This window comes from Pseudomonas sp. PDM09, from assembly GCF_014852305.1.
In the GTDB taxonomy this organism is placed as follows: Bacteria; Pseudomonadota; Gammaproteobacteria; order Pseudomonadales; family Pseudomonadaceae; genus Aquipseudomonas.
Genome location: NZ_JACVBI010000002.1, coordinates 184,810 through 206,267, shown reverse-complemented (window position 1 = coordinate 206,267; position 21,458 = coordinate 184,810). Strand labels below are relative to the sequence as shown.

18 protein-coding genes and 3 tRNA genes are annotated in these 21,458 nt (G+C 60.5%); all 21 read right to left on the bottom strand.

Annotated features, from left to right (window positions below):
• Positions 1-51: 51 nt before the first annotated feature.
• Positions 52-996, bottom strand: a complete 945-nt coding sequence (locus IB250_RS05585; protein ID WP_192343328.1) for a FecR domain-containing protein — start codon at positions 994-996, stop codon at positions 52-54.
• Complete coding sequence (locus IB250_RS05580) at positions 993-1,502, bottom strand: sigma-70 family RNA polymerase sigma factor (RefSeq protein WP_192343327.1); 510 nt, start codon at positions 1,500-1,502, stop codon at positions 993-995. Before IB250_RS05580 ends, IB250_RS05585 begins: the two co-directional genes overlap by 4 nt.
• A 259-nt stretch (positions 1,503-1,761) precedes the next feature.
• Positions 1,762-1,838, bottom strand: a tRNA-Asp gene (locus IB250_RS05575).
• Between the two features lie 93 nt (positions 1,839-1,931).
• Positions 1,932-2,008 (bottom strand) — tRNA-Asp (locus IB250_RS05570).
• A 55-nt stretch (positions 2,009-2,063) separates the two neighbouring features.
• Positions 2,064-2,139 (bottom strand) — tRNA-Val (locus IB250_RS05565).
• Between the two features lie 255 nt (positions 2,140-2,394).
• Positions 2,395-3,171, bottom strand: a complete 777-nt coding sequence (locus tag IB250_RS05560; protein WP_007905933.1) for an SDR family oxidoreductase — start codon at positions 3,169-3,171, stop codon at positions 2,395-2,397.
• On the bottom strand, positions 3,168-4,379 hold the full coding sequence (locus tag IB250_RS05555; protein WP_123498715.1) for an O-succinylhomoserine sulfhydrylase: 1,212 nt from the start codon (positions 4,377-4,379) through the stop codon (positions 3,168-3,170). Before IB250_RS05555 ends, IB250_RS05560 begins: the two co-directional genes overlap by 4 nt.
• A 78-nt stretch (positions 4,380-4,457) precedes the next feature.
• On the bottom strand, positions 4,458-5,963 hold the full coding sequence (gene purF / locus IB250_RS05550; protein WP_007905939.1) for an amidophosphoribosyltransferase: 1,506 nt from the start codon (positions 5,961-5,963) through the stop codon (positions 4,458-4,460).
• A 41-nt stretch (positions 5,964-6,004) separates the two neighbouring features.
• The gene (locus IB250_RS05545) at positions 6,005-6,565 is read right to left on the bottom strand and encodes a CvpA family protein (RefSeq protein ID WP_192343326.1); all 561 of its coding nucleotides are present in this window, start codon (positions 6,563-6,565) and stop codon (positions 6,005-6,007) included.
• Between the two features lie 98 nt (positions 6,566-6,663).
• Entirely contained in the window at positions 6,664-7,335 is a 672-nt protein-coding gene (locus IB250_RS05540) for an SPOR domain-containing protein (RefSeq protein ID WP_192343325.1), read from the bottom strand.
• The gene (folC, locus tag IB250_RS05535) at positions 7,319-8,626 is read right to left on the bottom strand and encodes a bifunctional tetrahydrofolate synthase/dihydrofolate synthase (RefSeq protein WP_192343324.1); all 1,308 of its coding nucleotides are present in this window, start codon (positions 8,624-8,626) and stop codon (positions 7,319-7,321) included. Before folC ends, IB250_RS05540 begins: the two co-directional genes overlap by 17 nt.
• Positions 8,623-9,543 (bottom strand): acetyl-CoA carboxylase, carboxyltransferase subunit beta, encoded by a 921-nt coding sequence (gene accD, locus IB250_RS05530; protein WP_007905946.1) that lies wholly within the window; start codon positions 9,541-9,543, stop codon positions 8,623-8,625. The genes folC and accD overlap by 4 nt, the downstream gene beginning before the upstream one ends.
• A 183-nt stretch (positions 9,544-9,726) precedes the next feature.
• Positions 9,727-10,347, bottom strand: a complete 621-nt coding sequence (locus tag IB250_RS05525; protein WP_192343323.1) for a phosphoribosylanthranilate isomerase — start codon at positions 10,345-10,347, stop codon at positions 9,727-9,729.
• 63 nt (positions 10,348-10,410) lie between these two features.
• Positions 10,411-11,235, bottom strand: a complete 825-nt coding sequence (gene truA / locus IB250_RS05520; RefSeq protein ID WP_032830732.1) for a tRNA pseudouridine(38-40) synthase TruA — start codon at positions 11,233-11,235, stop codon at positions 10,411-10,413.
• A 435-nt stretch (positions 11,236-11,670) separates the two neighbouring features.
• Positions 11,671-14,331, bottom strand: coding sequence for a FimV family protein (locus IB250_RS05515; protein ID WP_192343322.1), 2,661 nt, complete (start codon positions 14,329-14,331; stop codon positions 11,671-11,673).
• 208 nt (positions 14,332-14,539) lie between these two features.
• Positions 14,540-15,550, bottom strand: coding sequence for an aspartate-semialdehyde dehydrogenase (locus IB250_RS05510; RefSeq protein WP_048395145.1), 1,011 nt, complete (start codon positions 15,548-15,550; stop codon positions 14,540-14,542).
• A gap of 248 nt (positions 15,551-15,798) precedes the next feature.
• Positions 15,799-16,911: an aspartate-semialdehyde dehydrogenase gene (gene asd, locus IB250_RS05505; protein ID WP_008075929.1), complete on the bottom strand. Its 1,113-nt coding sequence runs from the start codon at positions 16,909-16,911 to the stop codon at positions 15,799-15,801.
• Between the two features lie 67 nt (positions 16,912-16,978).
• Positions 16,979-18,061: a 3-isopropylmalate dehydrogenase gene (gene leuB / locus IB250_RS05500; protein WP_008007203.1), complete on the bottom strand. Its 1,083-nt coding sequence runs from the start codon at positions 18,059-18,061 to the stop codon at positions 16,979-16,981.
• 59 nt (positions 18,062-18,120) lie between these two features.
• Positions 18,121-18,888 carry a class I SAM-dependent methyltransferase gene (locus IB250_RS05495; RefSeq protein WP_192343321.1) on the bottom strand — a complete coding sequence of 256 codons (768 nt, stop codon included), beginning with the start codon at positions 18,886-18,888 and terminating at the stop codon, positions 18,121-18,123.
• 174 nt (positions 18,889-19,062) lie between these two features.
• A complete protein-coding gene (gene leuD / locus IB250_RS05490; RefSeq protein ID WP_192343320.1) occupies positions 19,063-19,707 on the bottom strand; it encodes a 3-isopropylmalate dehydratase small subunit in 645 nt (214 codons plus the stop codon).
• Positions 19,708-19,718: 11 nt separating this feature from the next.
• Positions 19,719-21,137, bottom strand: a complete 1,419-nt coding sequence (leuC, locus tag IB250_RS05485) for a 3-isopropylmalate dehydratase large subunit (RefSeq protein WP_192343319.1) — start codon at positions 21,135-21,137, stop codon at positions 19,719-19,721.
• Positions 21,138-21,458 lie beyond the last annotated feature (321 nt).

Sequence of the window (21,458 nt, the reverse complement as noted above, 5' to 3'; positions counted from 1 at the left end):
ATTCGTTCACATGCCTTGAATGACAAGCGAGTCGAAAAAAGGGGACAGGCTTCACACACTATTTTTGCGCGGCAGCAACGTCACCCAATAACGGGTACGTGAATGCACCTCCAGCGGCAGACTGGCCGCGAGCAACGCGAGGACGCGATCGGTGTCGTCCAGGCGGAAACTGCCGGTGACCCGCAACGCTTCAAGCTCCGGCTCCCAACGCAGCACACCCGGTCGATAAGTGCCGAGTTCGCGCAGGAAATCTCCCAGCGGCTGGTTTTTCGCCATCAGCACGCCCTCTCGCCAACCCGGCGCAAGCACATCGAATGGGCTGATCGGCCCGACACCGGTTGCCTGAAGACTGAGTTGCTGCCCCCTGCGCAAGGCCAACGCCAGCCCCTGCAAGGGCTGCAATTGCACGGCGCCGTTGTACACCGACACGCGGCAACCGCGCGCTTGCTGACGAACACAGACTTCGCCTTGGCTGACGATGACCTGTCCAAACTTCGTTTGAATCGTCAGCGGCGACGCACTCGGCACCTTCAGCGACAGTTCGCCCTCAATCAGCTTCAAGCGACGGCTCTGCAAATCCACATCGACGGCACTGGCCGTGTTGAGTTGCAAGGAACTGCCATCAGCGAGCTGTACCTGTTTGCGCTCCCCGGTGGCCGTATGCAGATCGGCTCGCCAGACATCCAGTGGCAACTGTCGGCTGATCAGCCAAGCCGCCGGCACCAACGCCACCGCACCCAATGCACGCTTGAGCGCCATACGCCGACCCGGATCGGGGCGATCCAGACTTTTGAGCGCCAACGCTGAAGGCAGATCGGCAAACCGCTGACGCAAGGCTTGAGCCTTCTGCCAAGCCTGCTCGTGACTGACGCAACTGTCGCGCCAACGCTGCAGATTCGCACGATCCCGCTCATTGGCACTTCCAGACTCCAGCAAGGCAAGCCACTGCGCGGCAGCTCGCACTGCCTGACGGGCATCGGGCACTGAACTGTTCACAGTTCCACCAACAAGCAATGCTCATAGGCTTGCGCCATGTAGCGTTTGATCGTGCGCTCCGATACCTGCAGGCGCTCGGCGATTTGCTGATAGTTCAGGCCTTCCAGCTGACTCCAGAGAAACGCCCTACGCACCGCCGCCGGCAGTCCATCGAGCAGTTCATCCAGGGCTTGCAGGGTTTCGAGCAACAACCAGCGCTGCTCGGGCGACGGCACACAGTCTTCCGGCAACGCCGCCAGTGCCGTCAGATAAGCCTGCTCGAGGCTTCGACGTTTATAGAAATTACTCAGCAGGCGTCTGCCCACGGTCAGCAGATAGGCACGGGGCTCTTGCAGGTCGGCGATTCGTTGAGAGCTGGCGAGCAAACGCAGGAACGTATCCTGGCTCAGGTCCGCCGCATCACAGCCATTACCCATGCGTCTTCTCAACCAGCCTTCCAGCCAGCCACGGTGATCGCGGTACAGGTCGTGGAAGGTTTGCTCCTTCGGCATCGCTGCATCACTCATCTCAAGAAGCCCTGTGCCAAGGAGTTATCGTAAATGAGAGTGATTCTAATTAATGTCGGAGCTGTGAACCAAGTCCTTTATGCAATTGGGGCGCAGAAAGGTTGGGCGGGAAGGACATGAGAGAGGAAAAGCCAAATCGCAGACACAAAAAACCCCGGTCTTTCGACCAGGGTTTTTGCTATCGACTCGTAACAGACACTGGCTTAACCAGCGACTTGCTTCGTAGCTCCAAGGCGTTCAGTGGGCCTTGAGGCAGATATGGCGCAGCGGACGGGACTCGAACCCGCGACCCCCGGCGTGACAGGCCGGTATTCTAACCGACTGAACTACCGCTGCGTATCGCTTTGGACTTTCGCCCAAGTAACTCGTCTGACTGGAAAGCTTCGAGGCTTTTCAATCTCGAGCCAGGTAAACCTGACTCGGAAAATATGGCGCAGCGGACGGGACTCGAACCCGCGACCCCCGGCGTGACAGGCCGGTATTCTAACCGACTGAACTACCGCTGCGCGTCGGTGGAGGCTTTTAAAAGCTTCCATCTTGCTTTCGCAAGACTCTCGGAAGTGGTGGGTGATGACGGGATCGAACCGCCGACATTCTGCTTGTAAGGCAGACGCTCTCCCAGCTGAGCTAATCACCCGTTTGCATCTCCGAGGCCGCGAAATTTACGCAGGTACCGAAGCTAAGTCAATACCCTGCTTGAAGTTTTTCTGAAAAAGACAAAATAGTGTCATTCCGAACGAGGTCAGCAACCGTCAGACCGCTTTCGCGAGCAGGCTCGCTCCCACAGGGGACCGCGTTTATTCAGACAACATGCTTTCTAATGTGGGAGCGAGCCTGCTCGCGATGATGGCGGCACATTCAACATCAATGCTGGAGACCGCACCCCGCCCTATTACTCGCTGTAAATCATTTTCTTGGTCATGCCACCATCGACCACGAACTCCTGGCCCGTGACGAACCCGGCGTTCTTGGACAGCAACCACGCCACCATCGCCGCCACGTCCTCGACCGTCCCTACCCTGCCCGCCGGATGCTGGGCATGATCGGCGTCGGTCAGCGGTTCGGCACGCCGTGCCGCAGGGTCTCGCGCGTCGATCCAGCCTGGGCTGACCGCATTGACGCGAATCTCCGGCCCTAAGCTGATGGCCAAGGCGTGAGTCAGGGCCAACAGGCCGCCCTTGCTCGCCGCATAAGCCTCTGTGTCGGGTTCTGACTGGCCGGCACGGGTCGAGGCCAGATTGACGATGGCGCCGCTGTGAGCGCGCAGGTACGGCGCGCAGTGCTTGGCCAACAGCATCGGCCCGCTTAGGTTTACCGCCAACACCCGGTTCCAGTAGGCCAGATCGAGGCTTTCCAGGGTGATGTTGTGCGGGTCGGCCACCGCGGCATTGCACACCAGCGCATCCAGACGCCCGAACTGCCCGAGCACCTCGGCCACCCCCAGCGCCACCTGCGCTTCATTCGCGACGTCCATGGCGATGAACCAGGCGTTTTCGCCAAGCACCTTCGCCACTTTCGAACCGCGCTCACGATCCAGATCGGTCAGCACCACTTGCCAGCCTTCGCTGATCAGCCAGGCCGCGATCCCCAGACCGATGCCGCGCGCGGCACCGGTGACCAGCGCGACGCGGCCATGGGTACCCGTGGTCGGCGTCGATAACTCGATCACAAGGCAGCCAACCCGCGCGCCAGATCGGCTTGCAGGTCTGCCACATCTTCCAGACCGACCGCGATGCGGATCAGGCTGTCACGGATCCCTGCCGCTTCACGCTCTTGCGGCGCAAGACGGCCGTGAGAGGTGGTGCTCGGGTGCGTGATGGTGGTTTTGCTGTCGCCCAGGTTGGCGGTAATGGAGATCAGGCGCGTCGCATCGATAAAGCGCCAGGCGCCCTCTTTGCCACCCTTGACCTCGAAACTCACGACCGCACCGAAACCCTTCTGCTGACGCTGGGCCAGCTCATGCTGCGGATGGCTCTTGAGGCCCGCGTAATGGACCTTCTCGATACCGTCCTGCTGCTCCAGCCACTCGGCCAGTTGCTGGGCATTGGCGCAGTGCGCCTTCATGCGCAGGCTCAGCGTTTCCAGACCTTTGAGGAAGATCCAGGCGTTGAACGGGCTCAGGGTCGGCCCGGCAGTACGCAGGAAACCGACGACTTCTTTCATCTGCTCGCTACGACCAGCCACAACGCCGCCCATGCAACGGCCCTGGCCATCGATGAACTTGGTCGCCGAGTGCACAACGATGTCCGCGCCCAGCTTCAGCGGTTGCTGCAACGCAGGGGTGCAGAAGCAGTTGTCGACCACCAGCATCGTGCCTTTGGCGTGAGCAATTTCCGACAGCGCCTTGATATCCACCAGTTCGGCCAACGGATTGGACGGCGACTCGACGAACAGCAATTTGGTATTGGCCTTGATTGCCGCATCCCAGCCGGACAAGTCCGCCAGGGGCACGTAATCGACTTCGATGCCGAAGCGCTTGAAGTACTTTTCGAACAGGCTGATGGTCGAGCCGAACACGCTACGCGAGACCAGAACATGGTCGCCGGCGCTGCACAGACTCATCACCACCGCCATGATCGCGGCCATACCGGTCGCGGTAGCTACGGCTTGTTCGGCGCTTTCCAGCGCGGCAATGCGCTCTTCGAACGCGCGCACGGTCGGGTTGGTGTAGCGCGAGTAAACGTTACCCGGCACTTCGCCAGCAAAGCGCGCGGCCGCGTCGGCGGCGGTACGGAATACGTAGCTGGAAGTGAAGAACATCGGATCACCGTGTTCGCCTTCCGGCGTGCGGTGCTGACCGGCGCGTACGGCCAGGGTATCGAACGCTACGCCTTCGAGGTCGCTGTCCAGCCGACCGGCATCCCAATCCTGACTCATGCTGTCACTCCTTGCCCTGCTCTTGATTTAGAGAGTCTTTAGTAGATACAAAACCGGCCCCTAGGGGCCGGTAGTTACTCAGTTGTTGTACAGATCAATGATCGCACTGACTGCCTGGGTCTTGACCTTGGAGGCATCGTTGCGTGCCTGCTCGATCTTGTTCAGGTAAGCCTCGTCGACGTCGCCGGTGACGTACTGGCCGTCGAACACCGCGCAATCGAACTTCTCGATCTTGATCTTGCCGCCACCGACCGCTTCGATCAAGTCAGGCAAGTCCTGATAGATCAACCAGTCAGCGCCGATCAGATCAGCCACGTCCTGGGTCGAACGGTTGTGGGCGATCAACTCGTGAGCGCTCGGCATGTCGATGCCGTAGACGTTCGGGTAACGCACAGCCGGTGCCGCGGAGCAGAAATAGACGTTTTTGGCGCCGGCTTCGCGAGCCATCTGGATGATCTGCTTGCAGGTGGTGCCGCGAACGATGGAGTCATCCACCAGCATCACGTTCTTGCCGCGGAACTCCAGCTCGATGGCGTTGAGCTTCTGGCGTACGGATTTTTTCCGTGCAGCCTGACCCGGCATGATGAAGGTCCGGCCGATGTAGCGGTTCTTCACGAAGCCTTCGCGGAACTTGACGCCCAGGTGGTTCGCCAGCTCCAGGGCCGCGGTGCGGCTGGTGTCCGGAATCGGGATGACCACATCGATGTCGTGATCCGGACGCTCGCGCAGGATCTTCTCGGCAAGCTTCTCGCCCATGCGCAGGCGGGCCTTGTAGACCGAGACGCCGTCGATGATCGAGTCCGGACGCGCCAGATAAACGTGCTCGAAAATGCACGGAGTCAGCGACGGGTTGGTCGCGCACTGACGGGTGTGCAGCTTGCCGTCTTCAGTGATGTAGACCGCTTCGCCCGGTGCCAGGTCGCGAATCAGGGTGAAACCGAGTACGTCCAGCGAAACGCTTTCGGAGGCGATCATGTACTCGACGCCTTCATCGGTGTGACGCTGACCGAAAACGATCGGGCGGATGCCGTGCGGATCGCGGAAACCGACGATGCCGTAACCGGTCACCATCGCCACGACCGCGTAACCACCGACGCAACGGTTGTGCACGTCGGTGACAGCAGCGAACACGTCTTCTTCGGTCGGCTGCAACTTGCCGCGCTGGGCCAGCTCGTGTGCGAACACGTTGAGCAGCACTTCCGAATCGGAATTGGTGTTGACGTGGCGTAGGTCAGATTCGTAAATCTCCTTGGCCAGTTGTTCAACGTTGGTCAGGTTACCGTTATGCGCCAGGGTAATGCCGTACGGCGAGTTGACGTAAAACGGTTGGGCCTCGGCCGAAGTCGAGCTGCCCGCGGTCGGGTAACGCACATGGCCAATGCCCATGTGGCCGACCAGGCGCTGCATGTGACGCTGATGGAACACGTCACGCACCAGCCCATTGTCCTTGCGCAGGAATAACCGGCCATCATGGCTGGTCACGATACCGGCAGCGTCCTGGCCGCGGTGCTGGAGGACGGTTAGCGCGTCATACAGCGCCTGATTGACGTTCGACTTACCGACGATACCGACGATGCCACACATGCGACGCAACCCCTACTTAATGGATCTGAACTGAACACAACTCACTGAGGCGTTTTGGCCGTCGGCAAGAGGTGCTCCTTGAACGGTATATCAGCGGGTACGCTGATTCCGCTGGCAAGCCACTGACTGCTCCACCCAAGAATCAGGTTTTTGGACCAGTCTGCGACCAATAGAAATTTTGGCACGAGCTGTGATTGTTGCCACCACCCGTCCTGCTGTACCGGCCCCAGGCTCAACAGCCCGACCGCCACGACCACCAGCAACACGCCACGCGCGGCGCCGAAGGCCATGCCGAGGAATCGATCGGTCCCGGATAGCCCGGTGACGCGAACCAATTCGCCGATAAGATAATTGATCATTGCGCCCACGATTAAAGTGGCGACAAACATGATGGCACAGCCCGCGATCACGCGAGCCGATGGCGTTTCGATGTATCCGCCGAGGTACTCGGACAATGAACCACCAAACATCCAGGCAACCGCTCCTGCGATGATCCAGGTCAGCAGCGAGAGTGCTTCTTTGACGAAGCCGCGGCTAAGACTGATCAAAGCGGAGATGGCGACGATTGCAACGATCGCCCAGTCAACCCAGGTAAATGGCACAGTGCAGCCTACAGACAGATAAGGCGGCGCATTTTAGCAGAGCCCATGGCTGTCGGTAAGCTGAGATTATCAGTGCTTTTCAAATCAATGCGATAGTTTTAACCGCGCTCAGGCTGAAAACGCACCACAAAACCCTTGAGGTTCTGCTGGCGACTCAACAAGTCACGCAGACGATCGGCTTCCGCGCGCTCGATCAGCGGCCCGACGAACACCCGATTCTTGCCATCGGCGGAGCGGATATAGGCGTTATAGCCTTGGCTGCGCAGGGTTTTCTGCAGGCTTTCAGCGCTCTCGCGGCTCGATAGACTGGCCAGTTGAACCGACCAACTGACCGACAGGCCATTGGCATCGACGCGGCTTGGGGTGGCTGCCGGCTTGGTCGGTGCAGCAGCGATTGGCTGGGCAGGTGTCGGCACAGGCTTGGCGACTGGCGCCGGAGGTGGCGTGACCGGTTTGGCAGCCGGTGGCGCCGGGGCCACGGGAACACTTGGCGCACTTGGCGCAATCGGTGTCGAAGGCGCTTGCTGCGCGGCAATTTCCTCATCGCTTGGCACTGGCTCCTGCGGCAATGCCTGCGGTTCAGGCACCACCACCGGTTCGACCTGCACTTGCGGCACAGCCGGCGCTTGCGGTGCAGCCGGTGCGTCGACCCTCACCTGGCGCTGTTCGTCCTGACGGGAAAACAGCATTGGCAGGAAAATCACCGCCAGCGCTACCAGCACCAGGGCACCGACCATGCGCTGCTTGTACGCCTTATCCAGCAAAGCCATTTGCCGCTTCCTCCGTGGAGTGCCGGGCCAGCCATTCAAGGGCCTCGGCGACACAATAAAATGATCCGAACAACAGAATCTCGTCGTCGCTCGTCGCCTGCGCGCACTGCCCTTCCAGGGCTGCGGCCACGCTGTCATAAGACGTTACCGAGGCGCCAAGGTTCTGCAACGCCGCGTGCAACTGCTCAACGGGTCGCGCCCGCGGCGAATCCAGAGGGGCGACAGCCCAATGCTGGACACTAGCATTCAATTCACCGACAACACCATCCAGATCCTTGTCCGCCAACAACCCGAACACCGCCAGACGCTTGCCGGCCGGTGGTCGACTGGCCAGACGACGGGCCAGGTACTCTGCCGCATGGGGGTTATGCCCCACGTCCAGCAACACATTAAGACGCTTGCCCTGCCAGTCGAACTGACGGCGATCGAGACGACCGACCACGCGTGTCGCTTTCAGGGCTTCGATAATCTGCGCATCCACCCAAGGCAAACCGAGCAGCAGGTAAGCCTGCAACGCCAGGGCGGCGTTCTCCATCGGCAGATCGAGCAATGGCAGATCATGCAACTCGACTGCACGCCCTTGAGCATCAAGGCCACGCCATTGCCAGTTGTGATCGGTGATACCCAGGTCGAAATCGCGTCCACGCAGGAAAAACGGGCAATTGAGCTCGCGCGCTTTATCCAGCAAAGGCTGAGGGGGATTCAGATCGCCACAGAGCGCAGGCGCGCCCTGGCGGAAAATGCCGGCTTTTTCGTAAGCCACGGACTCACGGGTATCGCCCAGATAGTCCGCATGATCGACGCCGATGCTGGTGACCAGCGCGATATCGGCATCCACCACGTTGACCGTATCCAGACGCCCGCCCAGGCCCACTTCCAGCACCACCGCATCAAGCCCTGCCTGTTGAAACAGCCAGAACGCCGCCAGGGTGCCCATTTCGAAGTACGTCAGGGAAGTGTCGCCACGACCGGCCTCGACCGCTGCGAAGGCTTCGCACAGCTGGGCGTCAGTGGCTTCGACGCCATTGACCTGCACCCGCTCGTTGTAACGCAGCAGGTGCGGAGAATTGTAGACACCCACGTTCAGGCCCTGCGCCCGCAGCAACGAAGCCACGAACGCGCAGGTAGAACCCTTGCCGTTGGTGCCAGTGACCGTGATCACCCGAGGCGCCGGCTTGCCCAGCCCCATGCGAGACGCTACCTGTTGCGAACGCTCCAGCCCCATGTCGATGGCCGAAGGATGCAACTGTTCAAGGTAGGCGAGCCACTCGCCAAGGGTGCGTTGGATCATATGTTGGCAGGCACCGGCGGAACCACGATCGGTTCGATCGGCGCGGCGACGAATTTTGGCGTCGGCAGGCCCATCATTTGTGCCAGCAGGTTGCCCAGACGCGGACGCAGTTCCTGACGGTGAATGATCATGTCGATCGCGCCGTGTTCCAGCAGGAACTCACTGCGCTGGAAGCCTTCCGGCAGTTTTTCGCGAACGGTTTGTTCGATAACGCGCGGACCGGCGAAACCGATCAGGGCTTTCGGCTCACCGACGATTACATCGCCGAGCATCGCCAGGCTGGCGGAAACACCACCGTAGACCGGGTCAGTCAGTACCGAGATGAACGGAATGCCTTCTTCACGCAGACGCGCCAGCACCGCGGAGGTCTTGGCCATTTGCATCAGGGAGATCAGCGCTTCCTGCATCCGCGCACCACCGGAGGCAGCGAAGCAGATCATCGGGCAACGGTTTTCCAGGGCGTAATTGGCGGCGCGCACGAAGCGCTCACCGACGATGGCGCCCATCGAGCCACCCATGAAGGAGAATTCGAAGGCCGACACCACGACCGGCATGCCCAGCAAGGTGCCGCTCATGGAGATCAGTGCGTCTTTTTCGCCGGTCTGCTTTTGCGCAGCGGTCAGGCGATCCTTGTACTTCTTGCCGTCGCGGAATTTCAGACGGTCAACCGGCTCCAGGTCCGCGCCCAGTTCGGCACGGCCGTCAGCGTCGAGGAAGATGTCGATGCGCGCGCGGGCGCCGATACGCATGTGGTGGTTGCACTTGGGGCAAACATCCAGGGTCTTTTCCAGCTCCGGACGATACAGCACCGCCTCGCAAGACGGGCATTTGTGCCACAGACCTTCAGGCACCGAGCTCTTCTTGACCTCGGAACGCATGATCGAAGGGATCAGTTTGTCTACTAACCAGTTGCTCATGCTTTCTTTCTCCAGTACCGGCGGCCCGAACGCTCTGGTTCGCAGCCCCGCGTATGCCCTTGAGCTAAATTCATATGTGTGGCGATGATCGATGGCGTGCCGGGTCAGCGAGATGTGACCTGCGTACAACCCCAAATATCCTCAGCCATGCCTGTGGACGGCGGCAGTGTGCCAGCCGTCACATCAAGCCCCAACAACCGCTTTGATGAATGCCTGAATCTTTGCGTGATCCTTGATGCCCTTGCTCGCCTCTACTCCACCGCTGACGTCTACCGCGTAAGGCCGAACCCGGGCAATCGCCTCGGCGACGTTGTCCGGTGTCAAGCCGCCCGCCAGGATGATCGGCTTGCTCAGGCCTTGCGGTATCAGAGACCAGTCGAACGCTTCACCGGTTCCGCCGGGAACACCTTCGACGTACGTGTCGAGCAGGATCCCGCTGGCACTGGCGTAGGCATCGCAAGCCGCTGCGATGTCATCACCGGCCTTGACCCGCAGCGCCTTGATGTACGGACGGTGCCAGCCTTCGCACTCAGCCGCGGTTTCGTCGCCATGGAACTGCAACAGGTCCAGCGGCACGGCATCGAGGATTTCCCCCAACTCGCAGCGGCTGGCATTGACGAACAAACCCACGGTGGTCACGAACGGCGGCAAGGCCTTGATGATCGCCCTCGCCTGCTGGAACGTCACGGCTCGCGGGCTTTTGGCGTAGAACACAAATCCGATGGCATCGGCCCCGGCCTCGACCGCCGCCAACGCATCCTCTATGCGGGTAATCCCACAAATTTTGCTGCGAACGGCTGACATGTCGATAGAACCTCAGGACAAATCCGGGAAAGTCCCGGATGGTAACAAAAGCGTTCGAGGGCGTCAGCCGTCAAGTTCCGAGAAGCCGGTAAGGAAGTGTGGGCCGATGTAACGCTCAGGCAATTCGAACTCGTCGCGGTACTCGACCTGGACCAGGTACAGGCCAAACGGATGGGCCGTTACCCCGCCGGAACGACGGATACGACTTTCCAGGACTTCCTTCATCCACTCCACGGGACGCTCGCCAGCGCCGATGGTCATCAGAACTCCGGCGATGTTGCGCACCATGTGATGCAGGAACGCGCTGGCGCGAATATCCAGCACGATCATTTTGCCATGGCGCGTGACGCGCAGGTGATGCAGCTCCTTGATCGGCGACTTGGCTTGGCACTGACCGGCGCGGAATGCACTGAAGTCGTGGGTACCGACCAGATACTGAGCGGCTTCGGACATGCGCTCGACGTCCAGCGGGCGGTGGTTCCAGGTAATTTCATCGTTCAGGTGCGCCGGACGGATCTGATCGTTGTAGATCACGTAGCGATAGCGCCTGGCGATCGCCTTGAACCGCGCATGGAAATGCGCCGGCATGACCTTCGCCCAACTGACGCTGACGTCGTGGGGCAAGTTGATATTGGCGCCCATCACCCAGGCCTTCATCGAACGCTCGACCTGGGTATCGAAATGCACCACCTGACCGCAGGCATGCACCCCGGCATCAGTGCGCCCGGCGCAGAGCAGCGACACCGGCGAGTCGGCGACTTTGGACAAAGCCTTTTCAAGGGTTTCCTGCACCGTGAGCACACCGGAGGCCTGGCGCTGCCAGCCGCGATAGCGCGAACCTTTGTATTCAACGCCCAACGCGATCCGGAAAAAGCCGTCGGCCGCCATTTCGGCGGCCGGATTATCTATATTTGCCAAGGGGTGACAGCCTGCTGATCTGCGCAAAGGCATGCATTATAAGGCTGTCGGGCGGGGACGCCAGAGGGATCTCCATGGACTGTTCCGGCCTCATCGCGGGCAAGCCCGCGCCCACAGGAGATTGGTGCCAGGCGCAAATGATGCAGACACCCCCGATCACTGTGGGAGCGGGCTTGCTCGCGAAAGCGGCGTGTGAGACAGCATCAATATTGACTGTGCCGCCGTCTTCGCGAGCAAGCCCGCTCCCACAAGGGATGTGCCGGGTACAAATAATGTGGACAACCCCGACCCACTGTAGGAGCGAGGCTTGCCCGCGAAGGCCATCCAACAGGCATCATCGCATCCTCGCCAAAACAAAAACGGCAGCCTCGATGGGCTGCCGTTTTTTTATGCCTTACCGATGACTCACGCCAGACGCGAGAGCATTTCCTTGGCTTCGCTCTTCTGACCGGCATCGCCCTCGGTCACCACCTCATTGAGGATGTCCCGAGCGCCGTCGCTGTCGCCCATGTCGATGTAGGCCTGGGCCAGATCGAGTTTGGTAGCGACCTCATCGGTGCCGGAGAGAAAATCGAAGTCCGGCTCATCAGCCGCGGAGGCCAAAGCGTCTTCCTCGGTGAAGCTAGGCTCACCGAGGCTCTGGGACAGACGATCCAGTTCCGCATTGACGTCGTTGAGTTCACTTTCGAAGGCATCAGGCTGATCCGGGGCAGCGGCGTCCATTTCATCAGCCAGTGACAGGTCAAAATCCGCAGGTAACTCCAGGTCGTCGAGCGTCGGCTCGGTCACGGGCGCCGCTTCGGCGACAGGCGAATCCTTGAGATCTTCATCCAGACTCAGCAGGAAGTCATCTTCAGCCAGGGTTGCCGGCGAAGCGTCGCCACCCAGATCCATGTCCAGGTCGAAGACAGACAGATCGTCGAGGTTTTCCTTGATTTCAGCCTGCTGCTGCAACACCGACTCAAAGCTCAGATCGTCGTCCAGCGGGAATTCGTCCAATTCAGCCAGCTCTTCTGGTTCGGGTGCTGGTGCGGGCGCTGGCTCCACCTGCACCTCCGGCTCCGCAGCAACAACTGGCGCGATCGGCGTAGCCGCCTCCAGATCGTCCAGGCTCAGATCGAAGGCGCTGTCGAAGTCGGACAATGCCGGCTCCGGGGCTTGCGGCTCGTCCAGCAGCAGGTCCTTGACGTATTGCGCGTCCAGCTCGGCAGCGATGGCGGCGGCCGCCAGACCGCTGGCCGCCACAACAGCCATGGCCGGAAAGCGGCTTTTCAACTCTTCAACCCGGGCGAAGTTATCGCCGTTGGCCACCAGTTGACGCTCCTGAGCGACGAACGCGTCGCGGTCACCCTGCTGACCATAGACTTCCATCAGCTTCAAGCGCAGGTCACTGCGTTGCGGCTCTTGCTTGATCGCGTCTTCCAGCAATGCGGCGGCCTGATTCAGACGACCGCCGGCAATGTGCGACTGTGCCTGAGCCAGTACGTCGTCGGAACGGTCGGAACGCTCGGCCGCAGGCGATACCAGTGGCGCAGCGATCGGCGGCGTCACCACAACCGGAGCAATCACCGGGGCCGGCGCGGGTGCAGGCGTTGGCGTTGGCGTTGGCGCGGTCGCAAGCTTCACGCTCGGCGGCGGAACTTCCAGGCCTTCGAAGCTGCTTGGCGGCAGATCCTGGTCGACGGAGAACTCTTGCTCCTCCTCCAAGGCACGGGCCATGCGCAGATGCTTCTCGGCTTCTTGCTGAGCCTTACGACGACGGGCCAGCAACAGCAGCAAGAGCAGCAGCACCACCGCACCGCCACCCACCAGACCCAACAGGATCGGATTGGTCAGCAGCTCGTTGAATTTCTGATCATCGGGTGTTGGCTCGACGACTGGCGCCGGAACGACTTCTGGTGCGGCAGCCTCTGGCGCAGGGACCGGAGCCGCGTCCGCAGGCGTTGCCGCAGGACTGGCCGCCAGCTCAGCCGACATCGCCGGAACGCTCGAAGCGGATGCATCCGCGCCGCCTGCGGCCTGCAACTTGGCCAACTGGTTGTTCTTCAGTTCGATCAGGCGTTGCAGCTTGTCCAGCTGACTTTGCAGATCGCTCATGCGGCTTTTCAATTCGGCGTTATCACGACGAGTCGCGTCCAGGCTTTCCTCGGTAACGGCCAGTTTATCGCTTAACGCTTTCGCATCACCGGCGGCGCCTTTGCCGCCCTTGCCGGTGTCGGCAGACACCAGGCTCAGTTTGTCTGCGGCAGGCTGCGATGAAGCACCTTCACCGCGAGCGCGCTTGGTGGCATCGAGTTGCTGCTGACCGGCTCCCGGTTTCGCCACGTAGCGACGGCCCTGACGCCACGCGGTGTTCTGCGCGGCGACCTCAGCGATGGCCTTGGGCTGTGGCAGGTTGGTGCTCTGCACCTGATCAGGCAGACGCAGCACTTGACCGGTTTTCAGTCGATTGATGTTGCCGTCGATGAACGCATCCGGGTTCAGCGCCTGGATGGCCAGCATGGTCTGCTGGATCGAACCACCGTTACGCGCCTTCGCGGCGATCTCCCACAGGGTATCGCGCGGCGTGGTGGTGTATTGCGACGATTTGGTCGCGCCAGTGACTGGCGCAGTCACCGTTTGGGCTGGCGCTGGTTGCGCGGCGGCATCGGCGGTCTGCGGCGAGAATTTGGACGGATCGAGCAGCACGCTGTAGTCGCGTAGCAGACGACCGTTGGGCCACATCACCTGAACCAGGAATTTCACCATCGGTTCGGACAGCGGTTTGCTGGACGTGACGCGCAAGATGCTTTTGCCGCTGGCGTTAAGCACCGGGGTGAAGGTCAGGTCATTGAGAAATGCCTGACGATCGACACCGGCCTTGGCGAAATCTTCGGGCGAGGCCAGGCTCGGCACCACTTCGGCAGCCGTGAGGTCCTTGACGTCGAGCAACTCGATTTCTGCGACCAGAGGCTGGTTCAGCGTCGATTTCAGGGTCAATTCCCCGAGCCCGAGGGCATGCGCCATACCGGAGGACAGCGCCGAGGCGGCCGCTATTGCTAACACCAGTTTGCGAACTTGAACCATAACCTCTTCCTTTGTTTGAACATTCCTCGGCCAGCGAGAAGGTGTTGATTGCCGCTGCCGTAAGGCATTGCGCGCGACGGCGAAGGGTCGTCGCGCGCGATCATTTCATTCATGCAATGGGAAGCCCTGCGGGGTGGCTCACCTTAAGCATTCCGGCCAAGCATGACACTCGACCGGAATCATTCGATAAATTGTTGCCAAGTATCTTTTACAGCAGGTCTTTTATCAACAATTCAGCCACCTGCACAGCATTGAGCGCGGCCCCTTTGCGTACGTTATCTGACGTCAGCCACACATTAAGTTCCGCCGGGTCGTCGATCCCGCTGCGAACCCGACCAACGTAAACCACGTCCTGCCCTACTGCATCGCCTACCGGGGTCGGGTAATCGCCCGCCTCGACCAGTTCGATACCGGGCGCCGCTTCCAGAGCTGCATTGACTTTCGCCAGGTCGACAGCGCTCGACGACTGCAAGGTCACGCTAAAGCTATCGCCAAAAAACACCGGAGCTTGAATACAAGTGACGGAAATCTTCAATAACGGTAGCGCCATGACCTGACGCAGTTCGCGCACCAGGCGTTTTTCCAGCAACGTATGGCCCTGATCATCAGGTTTACCGACTTGCGCCAGCAGGTTGAAAGCCATCTGCCGATCGAAGAAAGCCGGCTCCAGCGGACGCACGTTAAGCAGCTCGGCGGTTTGCCGGGCCAGCTCGGTGACCGCTTCGCGGCCTTGGGCAGAGACCGCCAGACACGCCGTCAAGCTGATGCGTTGCAGGTCGAGCAAACCGAGCAACGGCGCCAGCACCACCGCCAGCGTCGCAGCCGAAGGGCTTGGGCTGCTGACCTGGAAGGGCTTTTTCAGGCCGGCCAGAATTTCAGCGTTGGCCTCAGGCACCACTTGCGGCGCCTGATCGGCCGGCAAGGCGCCGGACAGGTCGATCAGCGAGCAACCGGCGGCCGTAGCACGCGGAGCGAAACTGAGGGTCACCGCCGGGCCGGCGGCAAAGAACACCAACTGGACTTTGCTGAAATCGAACTCATCGACTTCCCGCACCCGCACGTTCTTGCCGCGAAACGGCACCGAATGACCGGCCGATTCACTGCTCGCCAGCAGGTGCAGGTTACCGACGGGAAAGTCCCGCTCTTCGAGAATCTGGACGAGTGTTTCGCCGACAGTACCGGTGGCGCCGATCACGGCAATATCAAAGGACTGGCTCATGGTTCAACCTCTGGCGAAACGGGGGGAGCGGCACTTTACCGGGTGGTTGGCAGTGAGGCAATTCGACGGGGGATTTGATCGTTCCCACGCTTTGCGTGGGAATGCCGCCATGGACGCTCTGCGTCCGCCGTTGAGACAGTGACGCGGAGCGTCACGGGATGCATTCCCACGCAGAGCGTGTGAACGATCGGCGGGAACAAAAAACCCGCACCTCTTTCAAGGCGCGGGCTCTTCATTACTTCAATAGATCAACGCTCAAGCAGAATCCGCAGCATGCGACGCAGCGGTTCGGCCGCGCCCCACAGCAGTTGGTCGCCGACGGTGAAGGCTCCGACGAACTGCGAACCCATGTTCAGCTTGCGCAGACGGCCGACCGGCACGTTCAGGGTACCGGTAACCTTTGTAGGGCTCAGCTCCTGCATGCTGATTTCGCGGTTGTTCGGCACCAGCTTGACCCAAGGGTTGTGCTGGCTGATCAGCCCTTCGATGTCGGCGATCGGCACATCTTTGTTCAGCTTGATGGTCAGCGCCTGGCTGTGGCAACGCATGGCGCCGATGCGCACGCAGATGCCGTCCACCGGGATCGGGCTCTTGAAGCGACCGAGGATCTTGTTAGTCTCGGCCTGGGCCTTCCACTCTTCGCGGCTCTGACCGTTCGGCAGTTCCTTGTCGATCCACGGGATCAGGCTGCCAGCCAGTGGTACGCCGAAGTTTTCGGTCGGGTACGCGTCGCTGCGCATGGCTTCGGCAACACGGCGATCGATGTCGAGAATGGCGCTGGCCGGGTCGGCCAGTTGATCGGCGACAGCGGCGTGGGTCACACCCATTTGCTTGATCAGTTCACGCATGTGCTGCGCGCCGCCACCGGAGGCCGCCTGATAAGTCATGGCGCTCATCCACTCGACCAGACCGGCTTCAAACAGGCCACCCAGGCCCATCAGCATCAGGCTGACGGTGCAGTTGCCGCCGATGTAGTTCTTGGTGCCCGCGTCGAGCTGCTGGTCGATGACCTTGCGGTTCACCGGGTCCAGCACGATCACCGCATCATCCTGCATGCGCAGGCTGGAAGCGGCGTCGATCCAGTAACCCTGCCAGCCGGCTTCGCGCAGCTTCGGGAAAACTTCGCTGGTGTAGTCACCACCCTGGCAGGTCAGAATCACGTCGAGGGTTTTCAGCTCTTCAATGCTGTAAGCGTCCTTGAGCGGAGCAATGTCCTTACCCACGGACGGGCCTTGGCCACCGACATTGGAAGTGGTGAAAAACACCGGCTCAATAAGATCGAAATCCTGCTCTTCCAGCATCCGCTGCATGAGCACGGAACCGACCATACCGCGCCAACCGATCAGACCTACACGTTTCATCGCAACTACACCTTCTTAAAAGTGGGCCGCTGCTTTCATGGTTGAAAGTTGCAGCGGGCCAAAGAGATTACAGATTCCGCAGCGCGGCGACTACTGCATCGCCCATTTCCTGCGTACCGACCTTGGTGCAACCGGCCGACCAGATGTCGCCCGTGCGCAGGCCCTGATCCAATACCAGGCTCACGGCCTTCTCGATAGCATCGGCCGCATCCTGCAGATTGAAGCTGTAACGCAGCATCATCGACACCGACAAAATGGTCGCCAACGGGTTGGCAATGCCCTTGCCAGCGATGTCTGGCGCCGAACCGTGGCACGGCTCGTACATGCCTTTGTTGTTGGCATCCAGCGATGCCGACGGCAGCATGCCGATCGAACCGGTGAGCATCGACGCTTCGTCGGAAAGAATGTCGCCGAACAGGTTGTCGGTGACGATCACATCGAATTGCTTCGGTGCACGCACCAGTTGCATGGCGGCGTTGTCGACGTACATGTGGCTCAGTTCGACGTCCGGGTAGTCCTTGGCCACCTGCTCGACGACTTCACGCCACAGCTGGCTGGACGCCAGCACGTTGGCTTTGTCCACCGAGCACAGCTTCTTGCCGCGCACGCGGGCCATGTCGAAACCGACACGGGCGATACGGCGGATTTCGGTCTCGCTGTACGGCAGGGTGTCGTAGGCCTGACGCTCGCCGTTTTCCAGTTCACGCACGCCGCGTGGCGCGCCGAAGTAGATGCCGCCGGTCAGCTCACGGACGATCAGGATGTCCAGGCCCGCGACGATTTCCGCCTTCAGGCTGGAAGCCTCGGCCAGTTGCGGGTACAGGATCGCCGGACGCAGGTTGCCGAACAGACCCAGTTGCGCACGGATTTTCAGCAGGCCGCGCTCAGGGCGGATGTCACGTTCAATGGTGTCCCATTTCGGGCCACCCACGGCGCCCAGCAATACCGCATCAGCGGCACGGGCACGGGCCAGGGTTTCGTCGGCCAGCGGCACGCCGTGCTTGTCGATGGCAGCGCCACCGATCACGTCATGACTCAGTTCGAAGCCCAGGCTGTACTTGTCGTTCGCCAGCTCCAGCACCTTGACTGCTTCGGCCATGATTTCCGGGCCAATACCGTCACCCGGGAGAATCAGAATCTGCTTGCTCATGCTTTCCTCATGTCATCAGTCGGCACGCCCGCAGGCGTACCCGGAAAAAGTCTTGGCGCCTATCGTTCAGCCATCAGCACCAGCACATCTGTACTGAACGAGCCATCGGCCTCAATCTCAAAATATTCGCGAACTTCATTGCCCATCGACTGCTGCAACTCGCGGATTGCCGCGCGCATCACCTGCGGCGTGCGCATGCGCTCGACCCAGGACGTGTACTCCAGACGCAGCCGTTGGCGCGTGGTGCTGCGGGTATGCAACCCCGCTTCGCTGACCTGACGCAACCACTCGCCAGCAGAATAATCGCGCACGTGACTGGTGTCGCGCAGCACTTCGACGCTTTGCAGGTAAGTGTCGAATAACGGGCTGCCCGGCGACAACACATCGATGAACGCCGCCACCCCACCCGGCTTCAGCACCCGACGAACTTCGCGCAGGGCCAGCCCGAGGTCGCTCCAATGGTGTGCCGAATAGCGGCTGAAGACGAAATCGAACTCGCCATCGGCGAACGGCAGGCGCTCGGCGGCACCCAGTACCGTGGACACATTGCCCAAGCCGCGATCGACCGCAGCCGCGACCACTACGTCAAGCATCTGTTGAGACAGGTCGTAAGCCACCACTTCCTTGACCAGCGAAGCCACGTGAAAACTCACGTGACCGGCGCCGCAACCGAGGTCGAGCACGCGAGCATCGCCCTGCCCCGCCAGTTCAGCCTGTAGCAGCGCGAATTCAGTGCCTTGAGCGTGTACGGCGCTGCTCAGATAGGCCGAGGCCTGCTCACCGAATTGCTTCTGTACTACCTGACTGTGCTGGGCGGTGCTGGTCATGGGGACTTCCTTTTGGGAATGAGTCTTGTGGTGTTTGTACTGCCGTCTTCGCGAGCAAGCCCGCTCCCACATTGGTTCTTTGTTGGGCACATATTTTGTGTACACCATCGATCAAATGTGGGAGCGGGCTTGCTCGCGAAGAGGCCGGCCCTACCTACATCAATTCCGGATCAATCACGCGTCGCGAAACAACCACGGCTGGCTCGCGCGGTGTTTGGCTTCAAACGTGGCAATCGCCTCATGGTCCTGCAAGGTCAGGCCGATATCGTCCAGGCCATTGAGCAGGCAGTGCTTGCGGAACGCGTCAATCTCAAAACTCAACACCTTGCCATCCGGACGGGTCACGGTCTGGGCTTGCAGATCAATCTGCAATTGATAGCCCGGAGTCGCCTCAACCTGCTGGAACAGTTCATCAACTTCAGCGTCGCTCAGGATGATCGGCAGCAAGCCGTTCTTGAAGCTGTTATTGAAGAAGATATCGGCATAGCTCGGCGCGATAATGCTGCGGAAACCGTACTCTTCCAGCGCCCACGGCGCGTGCTCGCGGCTGGAGCCGCAACCGAAGTTCTCACGGGCCAGCAACACGCTGGCGCCTTGATAACGCTCGGCATTGAGGACGAAGTCCTTGTTCAACGGACGCTTGGAGTTGTCCTGATACGGCTGCCCGACATCCAGGTAACGCCACTCATCGAACAGGTTCGGGCCGAAACCGGTGCGCTTGATCGACTTCAAGAACTGCTTCGGAATGATCTGGTCGGTGTCGACGTTGGCACGATCCAAAGGCGCGACAAGACCAGTGTGCTGGATAAAAGCTTTCATGCTGCGCTCCTTTAGATCAATTCACGGACGTCGACGAAACGACCGTTCACGGCGGCGGCGGCGGCCATGGCCGGGCTGACGAGGTGCGTACGGCCACCGGCGCCCTGACGGCCTTCGAAGTTACGGTTGGAGGTCGACGCGCAATGCTCGCCCGACTCCAAACGGTCCGGGTTCATCGCCAGGCACATCGAGCATCCCGGCTCACGCCATTCGAAACCGGCCTCGAGGAAAATCTTGTCCAGGCCTTCGGATTCGGCCTGAGCCTTCACCAGCCCCGAACCCGGAACCACGATGGCCTGTTTGATGGTCGAAGCCACTTTGCGGCCCTTGGCGATCACGGCGGCGGCGCGCAGGTCTTCGATCCGCGAGTTGGTGCAGGAGCCAATGAATACGCGGTCCAGCTGAATGTCGGTGATCGCCTGATTGGCGGTCAAACCCATGTACTTCAAGGCGCGTTCGATGGAGCCACGCTTGACCAGATCCATTTCCTTCGCAGGATCGGGAACGTTCTGATCGACAGCCAAGACCATCTCAGGCGAGGTACCCCAGCTGACTTGCGGCTTGATCTGAGTGGCATCGAGCTCGACGATGGTGTCGAACTTGGCATCCGCGTCAGAGACCAGGTCTTTCCAGGCTTCGACAGCCAAGTCCCATTCCGCGCCTTTCGGAGCAAATGGACGGCCCTTGACGTAAGCCACGGTTTTTTCGTCAGCCGCCACCAGGCCAACGCGAGCGCCGGCCTCGATCGCCATGTTGCAGATGGTCATGCGGCCTTCAACGGACAAGTCGCGAATCGCGCTACCGGCGAATTCGATGGCGTGGCCATTACCGCCGGCGGTGCCGATTTTGCCGATCACTGCGAGGACGATGTCCTTGGCGGTCACGCCGAACGGCAATTGGCCGTCGACGGACACCAGCATGTTCTTCATCTTTTTCGCGACCAGGCACTGAGTGGCGAGCACGTGCTCGACTTCGGAAGTGCCGATACCGTGAGCCAGGGCACCAAACGCGCCGTGGGTCGAGGTGTGGGAGTCGCCGCAAACCACGGTCATGCCCGGCAAGGTTGCGCCCTGCTCCGGGCCAATGACGTGGACGATGCCTTGGCGGACATCATTCATCTTGAATTCGACAATGCCGTATTCGTCACAGTTATCGTCGAGGGTCTGAACCTGCAAACGCGAGACCTGGTCGACAATCGCTTCGATGCCGCCCTTGCGCTCCGAAGTAGTCGGAACGTTGTGGTCCGGGGTCGCGATGTTGGCATCGATGCGCCAAGGCTTGCGCCCGGCCAGACGCAGGCCTTCGAAGGCTTGCGGCGAGGTCACTTCGTGGATGATGTGACGATCGATGTAGATCAGCGCCGAGCCATCGTCGCGCTGCTTGACCAAATGCGAATCCCAGAGCTTGTCGTAGAGCGTTTTGCCGGCCATCAGACGGTTTCCTCATCAGCTTGTTTCTATGCCGGAGAGGTCTGTGTAGCGAGTTCTGTTAGGTCAACTTCGGCGCCGCAAGCCCATATCCTGCGTTGCTGCTCCTCGCCATAGCCAGCTATGACTCGTCGCAGCTCCTTGGCTATGAACTTCCGGCATCCGAATTTGACCCAACAAACTCGCCACACAGACCTCCGGGTCTTGAGCAATTTCAATAACCCCTTGGCTTGTGAGGTCGATCCTAGGGGGTTACATTAAATAACTCAAATTCATATTTTTCATGCTTTGCATAACCATCTGGAATACAACTGAGACATCATC

Excerpts from the sequence above, each read along its gene's own strand:
- IB250_RS05540 (WP_192343325.1), bottom strand. The coding sequence starts at position 7,335 with ATGGCTTTGCTGGATAAGGCGTACAAGCAGCGCATGGTCGGTGCCCTG.
- IB250_RS05525 (WP_192343323.1), bottom strand. The coding sequence starts at position 10,347 with ATGTCAGCCGTTCGCAGCAAAATTTGTGGGATTACCCGCATAGAGGAT.
- asd (WP_008075929.1), bottom strand. The coding sequence starts at position 16,911 with ATGAAACGTGTAGGTCTGATCGGTTGGCGCGGTATGGTCGGTTCCGTG.
- IB250_RS05515 (WP_192343322.1), bottom strand. The coding sequence starts at position 14,331 with ATGGTTCAAGTTCGCAAACTGGTGTTAGCAATAGCGGCCGCCTCGGCG.
- IB250_RS05495 (WP_192343321.1), bottom strand. The coding sequence starts at position 18,888 with ATGACCAGCACCGCCCAGCACAGTCAGGTAGTACAGAAGCAATTCGGT.
- IB250_RS05580 (WP_192343327.1), bottom strand. The coding sequence starts at position 1,502 with ATGAGTGATGCAGCGATGCCGAAGGAGCAAACCTTCCACGACCTGTAC.
- accD (WP_007905946.1), bottom strand. The coding sequence starts at position 9,543 with ATGAGCAACTGGTTAGTAGACAAACTGATCCCTTCGATCATGCGTTCC.
- IB250_RS05555 (WP_123498715.1), bottom strand. The coding sequence starts at position 4,379 with ATGAGTCAGGATTGGGATGCCGGTCGGCTGGACAGCGACCTCGAAGGC.
- folC (WP_192343324.1), bottom strand. The coding sequence starts at position 8,626 with ATGATCCAACGCACCCTTGGCGAGTGGCTCGCCTACCTTGAACAGTTG.
- leuC (WP_192343319.1), bottom strand. The coding sequence starts at position 21,137 with ATGGCCGGCAAAACGCTCTACGACAAGCTCTGGGATTCGCATTTGGTC.
- truA (WP_032830732.1), bottom strand. The coding sequence starts at position 11,235 with ATGGCGGCCGACGGCTTTTTCCGGATCGCGTTGGGCGTTGAATACAAA.
- leuB (WP_008007203.1), bottom strand. The coding sequence starts at position 18,061 with ATGAGCAAGCAGATTCTGATTCTCCCGGGTGACGGTATTGGCCCGGAA.
- purF (WP_007905939.1), bottom strand. The coding sequence starts at position 5,963 with ATGTGTGGCATCGTCGGTATCGTCGGTAAGTCGAACGTCAATCAGGCG.
- leuD (WP_192343320.1), bottom strand. The coding sequence starts at position 19,707 with ATGAAAGCTTTTATCCAGCACACTGGTCTTGTCGCGCCTTTGGATCGT.
- IB250_RS05510 (WP_048395145.1), bottom strand. The coding sequence starts at position 15,550 with ATGAGCCAGTCCTTTGATATTGCCGTGATCGGCGCCACCGGTACTGTC.